Origin of the sequence: Aurantimonas sp. E1-2-R+4 (assembly GCF_036549515.1) — a bacterium.
GTDB classification, from domain to species: domain Bacteria; phylum Pseudomonadota; class Alphaproteobacteria; order Rhizobiales; family Rhizobiaceae; genus Aurantimonas; species Aurantimonas coralicida_A.
On record NZ_JAZHLK010000025.1, the window covers coordinates 1 to 15,964 of the forward strand.

At 63.5% G+C, this 15,964-nt stretch carries 16 protein-coding genes and 1 pseudogene; 2 read left to right on the top strand and 15 right to left on the bottom strand.

Annotated features, from left to right (window positions below):
• Positions 1-441: 441 nt before the first annotated feature.
• A pseudogene (locus VQ045_RS12535) lies at positions 442-639 on the top strand (transposase); the annotation flags it as partial.
• Between the two features lie 219 nt (positions 640-858).
• Here VQ045_RS12535 and VQ045_RS12540 read toward each other — a convergent pair.
• Positions 859-1,518: a TenA family protein gene (locus tag VQ045_RS12540; protein WP_327624666.1), complete on the bottom strand. Its 660-nt coding sequence runs from the start codon at positions 1,516-1,518 to the stop codon at positions 859-861.
• Positions 1,515-2,369, bottom strand: a complete 855-nt coding sequence (locus VQ045_RS12545) for a BtpA/SgcQ family protein (protein WP_327647256.1) — start codon at positions 2,367-2,369, stop codon at positions 1,515-1,517. The genes VQ045_RS12540 and VQ045_RS12545 overlap by 4 nt, the downstream gene beginning before the upstream one ends.
• Before the next feature lie 23 nt (positions 2,370-2,392).
• Between VQ045_RS12545 and VQ045_RS12550 the strand changes: the two genes are divergently transcribed.
• Complete coding sequence (locus VQ045_RS12550; RefSeq protein ID WP_327624664.1) at positions 2,393-3,292, top strand: ribokinase; 900 nt, start codon at positions 2,393-2,395, stop codon at positions 3,290-3,292.
• Between the two features lie 28 nt (positions 3,293-3,320).
• Here VQ045_RS12550 and VQ045_RS12555 read toward each other — a convergent pair whose 3' ends face one another.
• From VQ045_RS12555 to VQ045_RS12615, 13 genes are all read right to left on the bottom strand, one after another.
• Complete coding sequence (locus tag VQ045_RS12555) at positions 3,321-4,088, bottom strand: glutamine amidotransferase (RefSeq protein ID WP_331830344.1); 768 nt, start codon at positions 4,086-4,088, stop codon at positions 3,321-3,323.
• Between the two features lie 16 nt (positions 4,089-4,104).
• On the bottom strand, positions 4,105-5,208 hold the full coding sequence (locus VQ045_RS12560) for a phosphotriesterase family protein (protein ID WP_331830345.1): 1,104 nt from the start codon (positions 5,206-5,208) through the stop codon (positions 4,105-4,107).
• 12 nt (positions 5,209-5,220) lie between these two features.
• Positions 5,221-6,222, bottom strand: a complete 1,002-nt coding sequence (locus VQ045_RS12565; RefSeq protein ID WP_327647259.1) for an ABC transporter permease — start codon at positions 6,220-6,222, stop codon at positions 5,221-5,223.
• Between the two features lies 1 nt (position 6,223).
• Complete coding sequence (locus tag VQ045_RS12570; protein WP_442872902.1) at positions 6,224-7,015, bottom strand: ATP-binding cassette domain-containing protein; 792 nt, start codon at positions 7,013-7,015, stop codon at positions 6,224-6,226.
• The gene (locus VQ045_RS12575) at positions 7,012-7,971 is read right to left on the bottom strand and encodes an ABC transporter substrate-binding protein (RefSeq protein ID WP_442872903.1); all 960 of its coding nucleotides are present in this window, start codon (positions 7,969-7,971) and stop codon (positions 7,012-7,014) included. The genes VQ045_RS12570 and VQ045_RS12575 overlap by 4 nt, the downstream gene beginning before the upstream one ends.
• Before the next feature lies 1 nt (position 7,972).
• Positions 7,973-9,046 (bottom strand): LacI family DNA-binding transcriptional regulator, encoded by a 1,074-nt coding sequence (locus VQ045_RS12580; protein ID WP_331830346.1) that lies wholly within the window; start codon positions 9,044-9,046, stop codon positions 7,973-7,975.
• A gap of 259 nt (positions 9,047-9,305) precedes the next feature.
• The gene (locus VQ045_RS12585) at positions 9,306-10,472 is read right to left on the bottom strand and encodes an acyl-CoA dehydrogenase family protein (RefSeq protein ID WP_331830347.1); all 1,167 of its coding nucleotides are present in this window, start codon (positions 10,470-10,472) and stop codon (positions 9,306-9,308) included.
• A gap of 206 nt (positions 10,473-10,678) precedes the next feature.
• Positions 10,679-11,449, bottom strand: coding sequence for a short-chain dehydrogenase/reductase (locus tag VQ045_RS12590; RefSeq protein ID WP_331830348.1), 771 nt, complete (start codon positions 11,447-11,449; stop codon positions 10,679-10,681).
• On the bottom strand, positions 11,449-12,342 hold the full coding sequence (locus tag VQ045_RS12595; RefSeq protein ID WP_331830349.1) for a polysaccharide deacetylase family protein: 894 nt from the start codon (positions 12,340-12,342) through the stop codon (positions 11,449-11,451). The genes VQ045_RS12590 and VQ045_RS12595 overlap by 1 nt, the downstream gene beginning before the upstream one ends.
• A complete protein-coding gene (locus VQ045_RS12600; RefSeq protein WP_327647269.1) occupies positions 12,339-13,118 on the bottom strand; it encodes an ABC transporter ATP-binding protein in 780 nt (259 codons plus the stop codon). Before VQ045_RS12600 ends, VQ045_RS12595 begins: the two co-directional genes overlap by 4 nt.
• Positions 13,119-13,132: 14 nt before the next feature.
• On the bottom strand, positions 13,133-14,041 hold the full coding sequence (locus tag VQ045_RS12605) for an ABC transporter permease (RefSeq protein ID WP_331830350.1): 909 nt from the start codon (positions 14,039-14,041) through the stop codon (positions 13,133-13,135).
• Between the two features lie 74 nt (positions 14,042-14,115).
• Entirely contained in the window at positions 14,116-15,117 is a 1,002-nt protein-coding gene (locus tag VQ045_RS12610; RefSeq protein ID WP_327624654.1) for an ABC transporter substrate-binding protein, read from the bottom strand.
• On the bottom strand, positions 15,114-15,962 hold the full coding sequence (locus VQ045_RS12615; RefSeq protein ID WP_327624653.1) for an enoyl-CoA hydratase: 849 nt from the start codon (positions 15,960-15,962) through the stop codon (positions 15,114-15,116). The genes VQ045_RS12610 and VQ045_RS12615 overlap by 4 nt, the downstream gene beginning before the upstream one ends.
• Between the last annotated feature and the right edge of the window lie 2 nt (positions 15,963-15,964).

The following is a 15,964-nucleotide window of genomic DNA, read 5'->3' on the forward strand; positions in this document are numbered from 1 at the left end:
ATTCGGCATCGCCACGATGCCGCTCGACAAGGCTCTCGACTATATCGCCGCCGAGCCGGATTTCTGGATCCACGCTTGAGCGAAAACCCGCTCAAAATGGCCAAAGTCGAGCTCAGAGACGATGAATCAATGGCTTAGGCATGGCGGAGACGGGGGATTCCAGCCCGATTCTCGCTCAAGCCATTGATCCAGCGTACTTATCGCCAGAAATTCCGTCCCTCCTGTGACCGCAGGGTGTGACGGTTAGAACAGTAACTTGACGTCGGTGGACGAATCCAGTGCCTCACGATGCCGTAGCGCCAGAAGACCGGTGGAAGAGCGTCTGAACTCCCCTGATAAACGCGGAAAGCCGCTCGCATATCGTCACGAATTGGATTGCCGCTTTCGAAATTCTCGGCTTTTTTGCACATCGCCTGGGCGATCACGCCGTGATCAATGGGGCTCAACGGCGAAATCAAGCGGCACACCGACGTCGTTGGCATCTTCCCGAACGAGAAGGCCGTCACCGTCCTTCGGACCGTCGGCGCCATCCTCATGGAGCAGAACGAGGAATGGGCCGCCCAGCGCTCGCGCTACATGACGCTGGAAACGCTCGCTCCCGTCTGCAATGATCCCGTCCTCAGCCTGCCTGCTGCATGACCGTCTGATCTGCTTAGCGCTACCGCGATCCGCGAGGCCAAACGTCAGTTACACCACGGGATGGGACACGACCGGGATATTGCCTTTGATTTTTCATCCGGTTGCCGGGATCGTTGGTTTCATGTTCTCGGCGTTGCGCTGGCCGGAGCGCCAATCCCAAGGCGGAACGAAGGGTCTGTTCCAAGGACTGCGTCTCGCCTTTGCCGTCTCATGCCGGCATCAACCGTCGCCATACGCGGCGTCATGAAAAGCGATCTCAAGCTTCAGAACGTTACCGAACAGCCGCGATAGCCGTTCCCGTTCGCTCTTTGAGGCGGTTGCCCCGTGCCGGTCGACCTCGGCCTTGAGCCAACGGGCCTGATCCCCGAAGCTTTCCGCCGCGTGAAGGTCGATCCACTGTTTCAATACCGGGTCGGCGAACTCCGCCCGCACGGCACGTCTGCACCAATGCCAGTACATCCATTCGGCGGCGAACATCGCGGTGACGATGTCAGCGAAACCTCCCGTCTCGGCGGTCTCCAACATGCCCCGGTCGAAGTTGGTCACCTGTGGATCGTCGCGGTCGTATCGTTCTGGATCGATGCCGAGATGATCGAAGGCCGCCCGGAAGTACTCCATCTGCTCTTCCGTCAACGCCTTGAGAACACCAACGAGCCAAGCCTGTTCGCGGACCGTCGGCGCCTTGGCGACCGCGAAGGCGAAGATCCGGACGGCCGTCGCAACGAATCCCGCCTCGTAGACGAGGTAACGGCAAAACACCGCCGCGGGCAGCAGCCCCGCCTCGATGTCCAGGACGAACCGATGCGACTGCATCCTGTCCCAGAGAACCGTGTGATCGGCGACCAGTTGATCGCCAAAATCGAGACTCTGTCGCGTCACGCCTGCTCCCCTGCCTCGATCTGCCTCCTCGCCGCGTTAACGAAAGCTTCCACCCGGCTTTTTTCGACGGGATTCCACCAAACGCCTCCCTCCTTCAGGGAACTCGCGACGATCACGCCCTCGGTGCGCGCAAGAATCGTGTCGACATTCGCCTCGGTCACGCCGCTTCCCACCAATAGCGGCAGCCGCGTCGCGGAGCGCACTTCGTCGATCTCCTCCAGCGTAGCGGTGTTGCCCGTCCTCTGGCCGGTCGCGATCACCGCATCGGCCTGGAAGAAGTCGATGTCGCGGGTCAGTTCGGGTACCGAGCGGTCGGCGACGATGGCGTGGCTGCCGTGCTTCACGTGGCTGTCGGCGAAGACGCGGACATTGTCGGCGCGAAGCTGGGCGCGATAACGCAGCGCGGTCGCCGCGGCGCCCTCGACGATTCCTTCGTTCGCGACATAGGCGTTGGCCCACTGGTTGACGCGGATGAAGTCGGCGCCGCCGGCCAAGGCGATCGCTAGCGCCGGGATAGCGGCGTTGGCAAGCACGTTGATCCCGAGCGGCACGCCGATCTCCCGCCTGACCCGGTCGGTGACGACGCTCATGAAGGCCGCGGTCTCCGGGCCGATGAGATCCGGCTTCAGGAACGGGATGTCGCCGTGATTTTCGATAATCAACCCGTGCACACCGCCGGCGACGTAAGCTTCGGCATCGCGCATCGCCGCGTCATAGACCGATGTGATGTTTCCATTCCGGAAATTGGGTGCGCCGGGAAAGGCTTTGCAATGAACAACTCCGATTATTACTTTATTTCTTTTGAAGATTTCGGATATTGCACTTCGTTTTTCTGTAGATATAATCTGCATATTGATTCCAACTTGAGATCGTGATGACTGTTTATGTTATCGGCAATGTCGCGGCCGATGAGACGTTCAAGATCGGGGTCCTGCCAAAAATCGGGGAATCCATCCTCGGGCGGCAGATCTCCCGCGATATCGGCGGCAAGGGCGCGAACCAGGCGATCGTTCTCGCCCGCGCGGGCCTTCCCATCAGGCTGTTGGCCGCCATCGGCGACGACGAACGAGGGCAGTGGCTAAAGGGCGAACTCGAGAGCGAATGCGTGCCGCTCGACCTGTTGTGCCAGGCGTCCGTGCCGACCGACGTCTCCATCATCCTCTCCACGGCGAGCGGCGACAATTCGATCGTGACGACCACACAGGCGGCCGAAAGTCTTGCGCGCGACGATATCGTCGCCGCGCTGTCCGACGCAGAACCTGGCGACATTCTGCTCCTGCAGGGCAATCTGGCGACACATGTCACCGCGTTCGCGCTCGCGCATGGAAGAGCGAAGGGCTTGACGACCGTCTTCAATCCCTCCCCGGCCCATGCCGATTTCGCCGAACTCTGGTCATTGGTCGACCTGCTGGTCGCCAATGACGGCGAGGCCGAATTCTTCACCGGGCGCAACCGGGAGGCAGCGGGGCGGGCGCTGGTCGCCGCCGGTATTCCCTGCGTCATTGTCACCCTTGGCGGAGATGGCGCCCTCCTCTGCGACGCGAATTCGGTGCAGCATGTCCCGGCCGAACCCTGCACGGTCATCGACACGACGGGCGCCGGCGACACGTTTCTCGCCGTTCTCGTCGCAGCGATCGCCGAAACCGGAATGCGGATCGACCGCGCCAGTCTGGAATGCGCGGGACGAGCCGCCGCGCTGACCATCACACGCCCCGGCACGCGATCGGCCTTTCCGACCCGTGCCGAACTGTCGGCCCTGCTTGGGAGACGATAAGCGTTGCTCGGGTCGCTTGACATGGCCATCAGCGCGCCTCGGTCAGCCAGCCGAGGATGTTCTTCCACAGCCTGCCGTAGCCGTCCCATTCGCAAAACGCCGGCGACAGCCAGTGGGGGCCGATGTCCGAGGTCCAGGCGATGCTTCGGCCCTTTCCGAAGGTCCCGCTGACCAGAAGCGGATGGCCGCCCTGCTCGTCCGGCAGACGCGCCACGACCTCGCAGCCCTCCTTGGCGATCACCTCGTTCACGCCGAGCAGCACGGGCCACTCGCCGCTAAGGTCCGCCAGCAAGGGATGGTCGGGCGAAGCGACCGGTACGGCGCGCGCGCCCTCGGGGATTTCGACGCGGTCGTCATAGGGAAGACAGGTGACCGGCAGAACCTCTTCCACCGCCGTGCGGCCCCAGCGAGCCTTGCCGTCGATCCCCTGGAAGGAGAAATAACCGCCGCACATCAGCAAGCCGCCGCCGCCGAGCGTCCATTCGCGGATCAGCTTCAGCCGGTTCGGCACCGTGCGCATGTGCAGCCAGACATCCGGGGGCAGCAGCAGCGAGTTCGCCCCGATGTCCGACAGGATGATGGCGTCGTACTGCTCCAATCCCGCCAGATCGTAGGGAAATTTGTCGACCGCCTCGTGAGCCGGCATGTAGACGAGCTCGAATTGCGAGCCCTTAAGCGCCGCGACAAGCGGTTCGGCGCCGAGATGGAAGGTGACGCTGCCGAACTGGTCGAAACCTTTGTAATGGGTCGCGGAGCTGACCCAGCTTTCGCCGACGAGGAGGATTTTTTTCGTCATTTGATCGGGTAATCCTTCAAGGTCGCGATGGAGAGAGCGGTTGCGATGCCGACGCGAATACGCGGGCCGGGTTGGCGACCAACAGGGTGTCGATGGTGGTGTCGCTGGCCCCGTGCCGTTTGAGGCGAGGCACGAAATTCTTCAGGACGTGGTCATAGCCGAAGCCGCCGTACCGGCTCAGCATCATCTTCAGGAAGACGTCCTGTGACAGCAGGATGCGATCGAGATGACCGGCTTCGATCAGCCGCATGATCGCCATCGCGTTCTGTTCGTCCGAGGGACACTGCACGCCCTGATCGGCATAGAAGAAATCCATCCCGATCATGTCGTATTCGAGAAACGCGCCGCGCTTGGCGAGTTCGTCCTGATAGGCGAAATCGTCATGGGACGGGTTCATGTGACACAGCACCGTATGGGCGACGTCGCCGCCCTCCGCTTCGACGATGTCGAGAACCCTGTGCGCCAGCCTGAACCAGCCGGGCAGATGCACCATCAGCGGCAGGCCGGTGCGCGCCTGGCCACGTACCGCACCGCGCAGGCTCTTCTCCTCGTCGGCGGTGAGATCGGACGAGACGCCGATCTCGCCGATCAGGCCGATCCTGGCATGCGTCCCGTCGACGCCGACGAGCGCCTCCGCGACGATCTCGTCGGCGATGGCGTCGATCGAGAGCGAGGCGACCTCGGGCGGATGCGAGGACTGCAGATAATAGCCGGCACCCATCACGATGTTGAGGCCGGTCGCCTTGGCGATCCGACACAGCGCCTGAGGGTTGCGGCCGATGCCCCGGCAGGTGGGATCGACCACGGTCCTGCCGCCCAACCGGACGAAACAGTCGAGTTCCGCGATGGCCAGCATCTCGTCGTCCAGGGCGCAATTGTGCAGATTGACGAACGGGTCCATCCTGAGTTCGCCGATGATCCCGAGATGGACCGGCGACGTCGCGAGATGCTGACGGTCCGGCTCCGTCGGCCGGTTCCACCAGCAGCGGCAGTCGTTGAGGATGTGTTCGTGCATCAGCGTGGTCGCGAGCGTTGCAACCGGCACCGGCCCATTCACGGTCATCACCTGGCCCGACCCGACATGGGCCGCGGATCGCTCGCCGTTATCCGATAGGGACATGAGACCCCCTTTCTAAGTCTTTCGCCGCCCTATTCGCAGGCCAGAGGAGAAGATGCGCGTGTTCAGCCAGATCGCCGCCAGAATGATCACGCCGGTGACGATCTGGGTGAAGAAGGGCGAGATGTGCATCAGGATGAGACCATTGCCGATGACCGCGATGGTCAGGGTTCCGAGCACCGTCCCGATGATCGTGCCGCGGCCGCCCATCAGCGAGGTGCCGCCCAAAACCACGGCCGCGATGACGTCGAGCTCGAAGCCGACGGCCGCGTTCGAGGAGCCAGAACCGAGCCGTGCGGCGATGAGGAGGCCGGCGAAGGCCGAGGCAAGGCCGGTCAGACCGTAGACCGAGGCGGTGATCCATTTGGCCGGCATGCCGACGCGGCGCGCCGCTTCCATATTGGCTCCGACCGCGACCACTTGGCGGCCATAACGCATCTTGGTCAGGACCACATAGGCAAGGATGGCGACGAGGACCGCGAGGATCGCCGGGACCGGTATACCGAGGAACGCCCCGCGCCCGAGATAGGTGAAGCCCGGGGCGTCGCGGATCGGAATCGAATAGCCCTTGGTCAAAAGCAGAGCCAACCCACGAAAGATCGACAGCCCCGCCAAGGTCACGATGAAGGCCGGGATCGCCTGATGGGCGACGAACCAGCCTTGCAGCAGGCCGATCGCGACGCCCGTCGCCAGCATCATCGCCACGACCAGCGGCCAGGGAACGCCGGCCGCGATGGCGATGGCGGCCAGGGCGTTGACGAGCGCGACCTGGGAGCCGACCGACAGATCGATGCCGGCCGTGGTGATGACGAAGGTCATGGCGCTGGCGACGACGAGGACCGGCGCGGCCTGCCGCAGCAGGTTGAGAACGTTGCCGGTGGTCAGAAACGTCTCCGTCTGGAACGAGAAGAAGACGAGGCAAACGAGGAAGAAGCCGGTGATGGAGAGGACTTGGGCGTGCTCGGACAGGAAGTCGTTGGTCCGCGATCCCTCCGACCGGCTGGTATAGGTCACCATGTTAGTGCACCCCCTCGCCGACGATAAGGCGCACCAGATCCTCCAGATTGGTCTCCTCGACCTGGCGCTCGGCGACCTTGGTGCCCTCGTACATGACGGCGATCCGGTCGCAGACGCGAAACAGATCCTGTAACCGGTGAGTGATGAGAACGACCGACACACCGCTGGCCTTCACCCGGTTGATCAGCGCGAGAACCGCCTCGACTTCGGCCACCGCGAGCGCCGAGGTGGGCTCGTCCATGATCAGCACGCGGGGATCGAAAGAGGCGGCACGCGCGATGGCGATCGCTTGGCGCTGCCCGCCCGACAATTGCGCGACCTTCAAGGACAGGTTGGGGATCTTGATCTCCAGCGCATCGAGCATCTTGCGGGCTTCGCGTTTCATCGCGCGCTGGTCGAGAAAGCCGGCGCGGGTGATCTCCCGCCCGAGAAAGAGGTTGCCGGTCACGTCGATCGTGTCGCACAGGCTGAGGTCCTGGAAGACCATCTCGATATGCCGGTCCCTGGCATCGCCGGGGCCGAGAAATTTCACCGCATTCCCGTCGATAAGGATGGTGCCGCCATCGGGAATGTAGGTGCCCGACAAAACCTTGGTCAGTGTCGACTTTCCCGCGGCATTGTCGCCGACGAGGCCCAGGCACTCGCCGGGGTAAAGGTCGAGATCAACACCGCGCAGCGCATCGATCGAACCGAAGGATTTGCGAATCTGCCGCAGCGAAACGCGAGGCGCCCGCTCAGCTCCGGGGGTGGAGAGGCCGGGTGGGCCGGCCTCTCCTTGCAGTGGGACCGTCAATTGTAGGTCTCGCGATAGGGATCGACATTCTCCTTTGTGACGATCTCGATCGGCACGGAGATCGACGCCTCGACCGTCCCGCCCGTGCGGATCGTCTCGAGTGCCTTGACCGCCGCTGCGCCCATGGCGGCGGGATCCTGCTGGACCACGGCGGTGACGAATCCCGCATCAATGCCGTCGATCGCCTGCGCGGTCAGATCCCATCCGAAGATCTTGACGCTGTCCTGCTTTCCCTGGCTCTCGACGGCGGCGATCGCGCCGACGAGGGCAGGCTCTCCGGTCGCGTAGATCGCGTTGAGATTGGGATTGGCCGTGATCAGGTTTTCCGCGGCCGACAGCGCCTCGTCCTGGATGTTGCGACCGTCGACGACGCCGACGGTCTCGATGTTGTCATCGCCCTTGAGGACATTTTCGAAACCCTCCTGGCGCACGTTCTGGATGAAGGAATTCAGCGCGCCGACGATGCCGAGAACGGCTTTTCCGTCCATGTTCTCGCCGACATAGGTCTTCATGTATTCGCCGATCATCTTGCCCGCCTCGGCATTGTCGACGCCGATCTGGGCCTTCTGCGGCCCCTCGGGAAGAATCGCGTCGACGGCGACGACCGGAATCCCCGCCTTGTCCGCCGCTTCGACGGCCGGCATGATCCCGTTGACGTCGATGGCGATGACGATCAGGCCGTCGACGCCCTGCTGGATATAAGTCTCGATCGCGTCGTTCTGGCGTGCCGGATCGTCGTTGGCGTTGAACACGACGAGTTTCGCGCCGGCTTCGTCAGCCGCCTTCTGGGCGCCGTCGATCATCTGGTTGAAGAACAACGCCTGCTGGTTGATCTGTACCATTGCATAGGTCGGGCTTGCGGCATCCTGCGCGAAGGCCGGCGATAGCGAGGTGGTCGCAAGCATCAGGCCGCTTACCAGACCGAAAAGGGTCCGCCTTTGGAATCGAAGGGTCATGTCACATCCTTTTCTTTTTGAGAGCCGCCATGCGCTGGTGCACTCTCTCCGTGGGCGGCCGAACGGAGGCACGTTCGATGATTTCGACAGGAAGCAGTTCTTCGCACGGCGTCGCACCCTCCGGCGGTGCGCCGGCCATCAGCAATTCGACGCCGCGGCGCCCCATGGCGCGAACCGGCTGTCGGATCGCCGTCAAGGGTGGATCGAGCAAGTGGAGCGGGGCGGTATCGTCGCAGCCGATCATCGAGACGTCATCGGGAACGGAGACGCCAGCCTGCCGGAACGCATCGAGCACGCCGAGCGCGATCTCGTCCGACGCGGCGAAGATCGCGCTGCTCGGCAGACCAGCTTCGATGAACTCCCGCGCGGCCGCGCGGCCGAATTCGGCCGTATAGTCGCCATGCCGGGAAAAGTTGATCGCGCCGTTCGCGCCATTTTCGCGGAGTGCCGCCGCAAGACCGCCCATTCGGCCCTGGGTGCTGACCATGTCGGTCGCGCTGCCGAGAAAGGCGATCGAGCGATGCCCGAGGCTGAGAAAATGCTCGGCCGCCAGGCGTCCGGCCGCGACGTTGTCGCAAAACACCTTCGGCACATCGACGCCGGGAACGTCCTCGTCGAGCACGACGACCCGCGAAACGAAATTAATTTCCCTGGCCAGTGAGCCGTCGCGATCGTTGTGGTTGGTCACGAAAATCAGCCCGTCGACCTCGTTGCGGCGCAGCTGATCGAGATATTTCAGCTCGCGTCCCGGGCGGTTGAGGCTCGAACACAGGGCAACGCCGAGACCGAAGGAGTCTGCGGCTTCTTCAACCGAGGCGGCGAGCGTCGCGAAGAACGGATTGGTGATATCGGGAATAACCAGCCCGATGACGTCCGTGCGACCGAGGCTGAGCCGGCGAGCATGGGGATTGCGGCGGTAATCCAGCTTGGCGATGGCCGCTTCGATCCGCTGGGCGGTGGAGGCGGGCAGGGTCAGCGACCGGTTGAGATACCGCGACACGGTCGCAACCGACACGTCCGCGGCCTTGGCGACGTCCTTCATGCTGGAGAGTTTGGCGCTTGTCGTCGATGGCATACAGGTAAACCGCTTTACTAAACCGGTTTACTCAGACTGCCACATTCATTTTTTTGTTCAAGCGCAAACTTCGGATGGCCGAGAACCGGTCACACCGAATATGACAATGTGGAACGGTGCAGTGGCGCCACGCCGTGACTTGGCCGGCCGCGCTGGCGGACCTTCCGGCCAAGGTCAGGCTGCTTTCCTTTAAACTGAGCACAGAGAAGCCTACGGCGAATCGAGACGGCCCAGCGTGCGAACCTGTTACCGCCTCCGCTCAAAACGACCGCGGCAAGCCGAGCACGTGCTCGGCGACATAGGAGAGGATGAAATTCGTCGAGATCGGCGCGACCTGATAAAGCCGCGTCTCGCGGAATTTGCGCTCGATATCGTATTCCTCTGCGAACCCGAAACCGCCATGGACCTGCATGCAGACGTTGGCCGCCTCCCAGGACGCATCCGCCGCCAGCAGCTTCGCCATGTTGGCCTCGGCCCCGCAATCCTGGTTGGCGTCGAATTTCCGCGCCGCCTTGAAGCGCATGAGGTTCGCCGCCTCGATGTTCACATAGGCCCTTGCGATCGGAAACTGGACGCCCTGGTTCTGGCCGATCGGTCGGTCGAACACGACGCGCTCCCTGGCATAGGCGGAGGCCTTTTCCGTGAACCAATAGCCGTCGCCGATGCATTCGGCCGCGATCAGGGTGCGTTCGGCGTTGAGACCGTCGAGGATGTATTTGAAGCCCCGCCCCTCCTCGCCGATCAGGCTATCGGCCGGAATTTCCAGGTTGTCGAAGAACAATTCGTTGGTCTCGTGACCCACCATGTTGCGGATCGGAGTGACGGTCATGCCGTTGCCGATCGCCTGCCGCAGATCGACGAGGAAGATCGACAGCCCCTGCGACTTCTTGCTGACGTCGGCCAGCGGCGTGGTGCGGGCCAAAAGGATCATCAGGTCCGAATGCTGGATGCGGGAAATCCAGACCTTCTGTCCGTTGACGACGTAGCGATCCCCCTTCTTCACGGCGGTGGTCTTGAGCTTGGTCGTGTCGGTGCCGGTCGTGGGTTCGGTGACGCCCATCGACTGCAACCGCAACTCTCCCGACGCGATCTTCGGAAGATACTTGCCCTTCTGGGCCTCCGAGCCGTGCCGCAGCAAGGTGCCCATATTGTACATCTGACCGTGGCAGTGGCCGGCGTTTCCCCCTGCCCGGTTGATCTCCTCCATGACGATCGACGCCTCAAGGAGGCCCAGGCCGGAGCCGCCATACTCCTCGGGAACCATCGCGGCGAGCCAGCCGGCTTTGGTCAGGGCGTCGACGAATTCCTCGGGATAGGTCTCGGCGGCGCCGTGCGCGCGGTGATACTCCGCCGGAAATTCCGCGCACAGCGCGCGCAGCGCGTCCCGAAGATCCTGATGATCGTCGCCCTCGACCCTGCTGTCCATTCTCATTCTCCATATCGGTCTGTATTGCGGCTTCCGACCCCGCCAAAAAGCGAACCCCGGCCACGGTGTATTTGTCGCAGAGACGGTCCGCCGCACTCGCGGGAGCCGATTCACCACAAGATTTTGTGGGTTCCCCAAAGCCCATCTCGTCCTCGCGCACAAGGTCTCGATCGCCTTGGCGGGCCGCGGACCCTGACGTGTCCGTCCTATTTTCTGTTCCGCAGTCCGGCATCGACATCGATCACCGTGCCGGAGAGATAACCCGCGCGAGGCGAGGCCAGCATCGCGACGACGCTGGCGATTTCCTCGGGTTCGGCCAGCCGCCCGAAGGGACGATTGGCGAGCATTTCAGCCCAGCGATCCGGATCGCCCAGCGTGCTTTGCGCCTGTCCGCGAGCCACCTCGACGACGCGGTCCGTCCTGGTGCCGGCGGGGTTCACGCCGAACACCCGCACATTCCAATCGACCGACTTGGCGCCGACCGCTTCGGTGAAGGCGATCAGGCTGGCATTGCCGGTCGTCCCGCAGACGTAGTCCCATCGTGGCGAGCGGCCGAGGTCACCGATAATGTTGACGACGGTGCCGCCGCCCGCCACCTTCATCCGCTTCAGAAAAAGCTGTGTGAGATGGATGTAGCCGAAGACCTTCAACTGCCAGGCCTCGATCCATCGTTCCATCGACAACGTTAGGAGGTCGCCACCTGGAATGGCGCCGGCGTTGTTGACCAGGATATCGACCGGTCCGATAGTTTCGGCGAGTTCCTCCCGCGATTGGGGCATCGCCAGATCGGCCGCATGGGTCTCGATCGTCGCGCCGTGCCCGGTCAACCGAGCCTTGGCCGCGTCCAGCTTTTCAGGATCGCGCCCGACGATCACGACCGATGCTCCCTCGGCCGCAAAGGCTTGCGCCACGGCAAAGCCGATGCCCTTGGAGCCGCCGGTGATCAGAACGCGCTTGTCGCTGAGCTGCAGATCCATCAGCGCGAGTCCGCCCTGGCTTCCGCTTTTGTCGCGGCAACGAACCAGTCGGCGATCGGCGAGCCTGTGGTGAACAGCACGTCATCGGATGCTTGCAGAAGATCGATCATGTCTTCCAGTTCCTGTAGCCGGTGCGGCACGCCGATCAGATGCGGATGCAGCCCGATCGCCAGAACTCTCGGATTTTCCTCGACCTCACGCTCGAACAGCCGCAGCGTATGACGCAGGCGGCTCAGCATTTCGCCGGTCGCATGCTTCTCGATCGCGTAGACGATCGAATCGTTGATTTCGAGGTTATAGGGCATTGCCATGAGGTCGCCGTGTCGCGTCTCGATCCACGATGGCAAATCGTCGACCACCCAGTCATAGACATGGTCGACACCCTTCCGCATCAGGATATCCGGCGTATCGTCGCTTTCGCGAAGGCCGGGGCTGAGCCAGCCGCGCACTGGCTGGCCGGTGAATTGGGTGATCAGATCCAGCGCCTCGGACACGAGGCCTTCCTCGCCACCGCTCGCCTGATTCAGCGAACGCTGATGCACGCCGTGTCCGATGAATTCCCAACCCGCGTGCAGCATCGCATCCGCCGCCTGAGGGTAGGCCGCGATCACGCCGGCGTTGAGCGAGGTCGAGGCCGGCACACCGCGTTCGGCGAAAAGCTTGAGAATGCGCGGCAGGCCGGCCCGCATCCCGTAGTCGGCCCAACTGAAATTCGGCACATCCGGAATGGTCTCCTTGCCGTGCGGCGGCGTGATGATCGTCCGCGGCATCGCCTGGTCGAACTGCCAGTGCTCGACGTTGACGACGAGGTGAACGAAAATGCGCTTGCCCTGCATCGGCGGAAACACCGGCCGTTCGGAGGACAGGCGATAGGGAATGCGGGGATTGCTCATGCGTGAATCGGCTCCGCTGGCTGGTGGGCGCTGCGCATCTCGGCCATGATTTCGGCCTTGTACCGGATGAAGGCAGGGCTGGTCAGATCGTCGATGGAGCGCGGACGACGCAGGTCGATGAGAATTTCCCGCGCGATGCACGCCGGTCTTGCCGACATGACGCAGACCCGATCCGCCAGAAGGATGGCTTCGTCGATATCATGAGTGACGAACACCACGGTCGTGCTCAGTCGTTGCCATACTTCGAGCAGGAGTTCCTGCATCGCCATTCGGGTCTGGGCGTCGAGCGCGCCGAAGGGCTCGTCCATCAATAGCGCGCGCGGTCGCATGACGAGAACCCGTGCGATACCGACCCTCTGGCGCATCCCGCCAGAGAGTTGCGAGGGGTAGGAATCGGCGAATTCGCTGAGGCCGACGATCGACAGCATCTCCCGCGTCCGGCTGTCGTATTCGGCCCGGCCGACGCCCTGGATGCGCGGACCAAAGGTCACGTTGTCATAGACGGTGAGCCAGGGAAACAGCGCTGCATCCTGGAATACCACGCCGCGATCCGGCCCGGGCGGACCGACCGGTTCGTCGTCGATCAGGACCACGCCTTCGGTGCTCTTTTCGAAACCCGCCAGAATGTTGAGAAGGGTCGACTTGCCACAGCCCGATGGCCCGAGCAGCGCGACGAACTCGCCATCGGCCACGTCCATGTCGACGCAGTCGAGAGCCCGAATGGGCGTGACCGCCTGATAGACCTTCGCGACTTCGCGAACCTGTATCCTCGCCATGATCGTTCCCTGATTTAGCGGCTGGCGACGGCAAGACGCCAGGAGAGCGCCCACCGTTCGACAAGTAGAATGAGCTGGTCGCTCAGAAGGCCCATCAGGCCGATGGAGACCATGTCGGCGATGACGACGTCCATCCTGCCGACGTAATAGGCGTCCCAAAGGACGTAGCCGAGGCCCGACTTGACGGCGATCATCTCGGCTACGATCACGGCGGTCCAGCCAATGCCAAGCCCGATCCGCAGCCCGGTGAAGATCGAGGGCAGCGCGGCTGGAACGACCACACAACGCAGGATGTCAAAACGGTTCGCGCCCATCATCAGCGCGGCGCGGACGAGATTGCGCTCGACGTGGCGCGCGCCCTGGGTGGTGTTGATGACGATCGGATAAAAGGCGCCGAGGGCGATCAGAAAGATCGCGCCGAAACTCTCGATGCCGAAAACGGCGATCGAAAATGGTAGCCAGGCGGTGATCGGGACCGGCCGCAACAGCTGGATCGTGGGATCGAGGACCTGCGCCGATAGCCGGTTCCAGCCGATCATGATGCCCGCAGGCACACCGATGAGGATCGCGACGGCAAATCCTTGCGCCACGCGCTGGGTCGAGAAGAGGACATTGGCGAGCCATGTCCCGCTATAGGGGTTGAGCCCCATACCGCGTTCGCCGAACGCCCACATCCACCACGCTTTTACCACGCGATCGGGAGTCGGAAGAACGCCGCCGAACAGGGAGCCGTTGGTGCCCGCCAATTGCCAGATGACGACCAGGACGACCGGCAGAACGAGGGCAAGGATCATCGATCCAAGCCGTCCGCTCATGATGAGCCGCGGCAACGTGCTGCCCAGGGCGCGGGCACCGGGCGCGGCAAGTCCGGCGCTTTCGGAGCCGACCCTGTCGTCGCGGCGTTTGACTGACGTGTCGGACACAACGGCTCTCCTGTTTGCAGCGGTTTGCGGCGAGTTTGCCGGCGGCGGCGCACCACGACGCCGCCGGCATCTCTTCACTCGCCCTTGGCGCTCTTGACGAGCGAGGCGTCCCAATAGTCTTCGATCTCCGCGGAGACATCGCGCTGGATCACGCCCAACTCAGCGAACGCCTTTGCCTGGCGGGCAATCTGCTCGGGTGTCACGACGGAGCCCAGCGTGATCGGCTTGGCGGCCTCGGCGGCAACGTCGGGCGCGAGGCCGGTCAGGTCGGCATAGGCTGCGGCGAAAGCCTTCGGATCGGCAGCCAGCGTCTCCTGTGCCTTCAGATAGGCCCAGACGAAGCGTTCGACCGCCTCGCGCTTGTTGTCGACCGCCTCCTTGGTGGCGACGACCATGCCGAGTTCGGCACCGACCGATTCCGACTTGCTGTATTCTAGTCCTTTGGCGAAATAGCCGTAACCCTCGATCACCGGCACCGATTCAAACGGCTCCCAGGTCACGATGGCATCGACCTCGCCGCGCTTCAGCGCCTGATCGAAATTGGCGCCGCCGCCCTGGATGTTCACCGCCTTGAAGCTGTCATAGGGAATCCCCTGTTCGGTCAAGGTCGCGGCGAACTGGAACCAGACGGCCGAACCCGGCGCGATGGCGACGGTCTTGCCCTTGAGGTCTTCCCAGGAATCGAGCTTCACGCCCTCGCGGCCGATGACGTATTTCGGCGACGAACCGACGCCCATGATACCGACGATGTTGGTCGATCCCTGCGACAGCGCGATGGCGAGATCGGCCGGTCCGACCGTCGCCATTTCAAGCGACCCTGAGAGGAGCGCGGTGCGCGCGTCGGCATAACGGGCGAACTCCACCGTCTTCAGATCGACGCCGAGCTTCTTCAAGTCCTCGGAGATCAGCGTGATCGGGGCCAGGTGGCCGACCTTTTGATAACCGACCGTGAGTTCGACCGGCGGCGACAAGGGTTCGGGCTCAGGGCCCACAGCGAAGGCTTTCATGGGGGATACGGCGACGATGGCGGCCGCGGCCAGCCCGATCGTGTGCCGTAGGATGCTGGATCGTTTCATGACGTCACCTTTTGCGCCGAAGAAAGGTCGGAGGGCTCTTGTTGCGGGGCCGTCCCGGCACCGGCCCGAAAGAGCGGTTCGCGTTTTTCCCGGAAGGCCGCCCGACCTTCCGCGTAGTCCTCGCTGGCGAAACACGCCGCGACAAGCGCATCGACGGCAGCCCGATCGCGAAGATGATCGGGCCTGGCGAGATCGATAAGGGCCCGCTTGGCCGCGAGCAGCGTCAGCGGCGCGTTACCGGCGATCCGCGCGACCACCGCCGCCACGTCGGCGTCGAACGTTTCGGCGGCGCTCACGCATTGGGCGATCCCGAGCCTTGCGGCCTCGGCGGCGCTGATCTCACGCCCGGTAAACAGAATGTCGGCGGTCGCGGTCGCCCCCAGCCGATCCGCGATCAGCCGCACCGCGGAATAGGCGTAGCCGAGGCCAAGTTGGGCGCCCGGCATGCGGAAGCGCGCTTGGGCGTCCGCAAAGCGCAAGTCGCAGCACAGCGCAATTTCCATGCCCCCGCCGAAGCAGACGCCACGCACTGCGGCGATGGTCGGCTTCGGGCAGCCGAGTAACGCGTCGAGGGCGGCCGTGACAGCCACTTCATAAGCCTCGACGCCGCTTGCGGTCGCGCGAAGTGCGGCGAACTCGGAAATGTCTGCACCCGCGGAAAACGCGGCGGATCCACAGCCGGTTACCACCACCAGCCGGACATCTGGATCGGCCGCGGCCTGCCGCAGCAGGTCCGGAATTAGCCGCCACATCGCAAGGTTGACGGCGTTGCGCCGCCGCTCCTGGTCGATGACGAGACGCGCGACATGCCCCTCGCGTTCATAGTGGATGGTTGCGTTCTCCATTG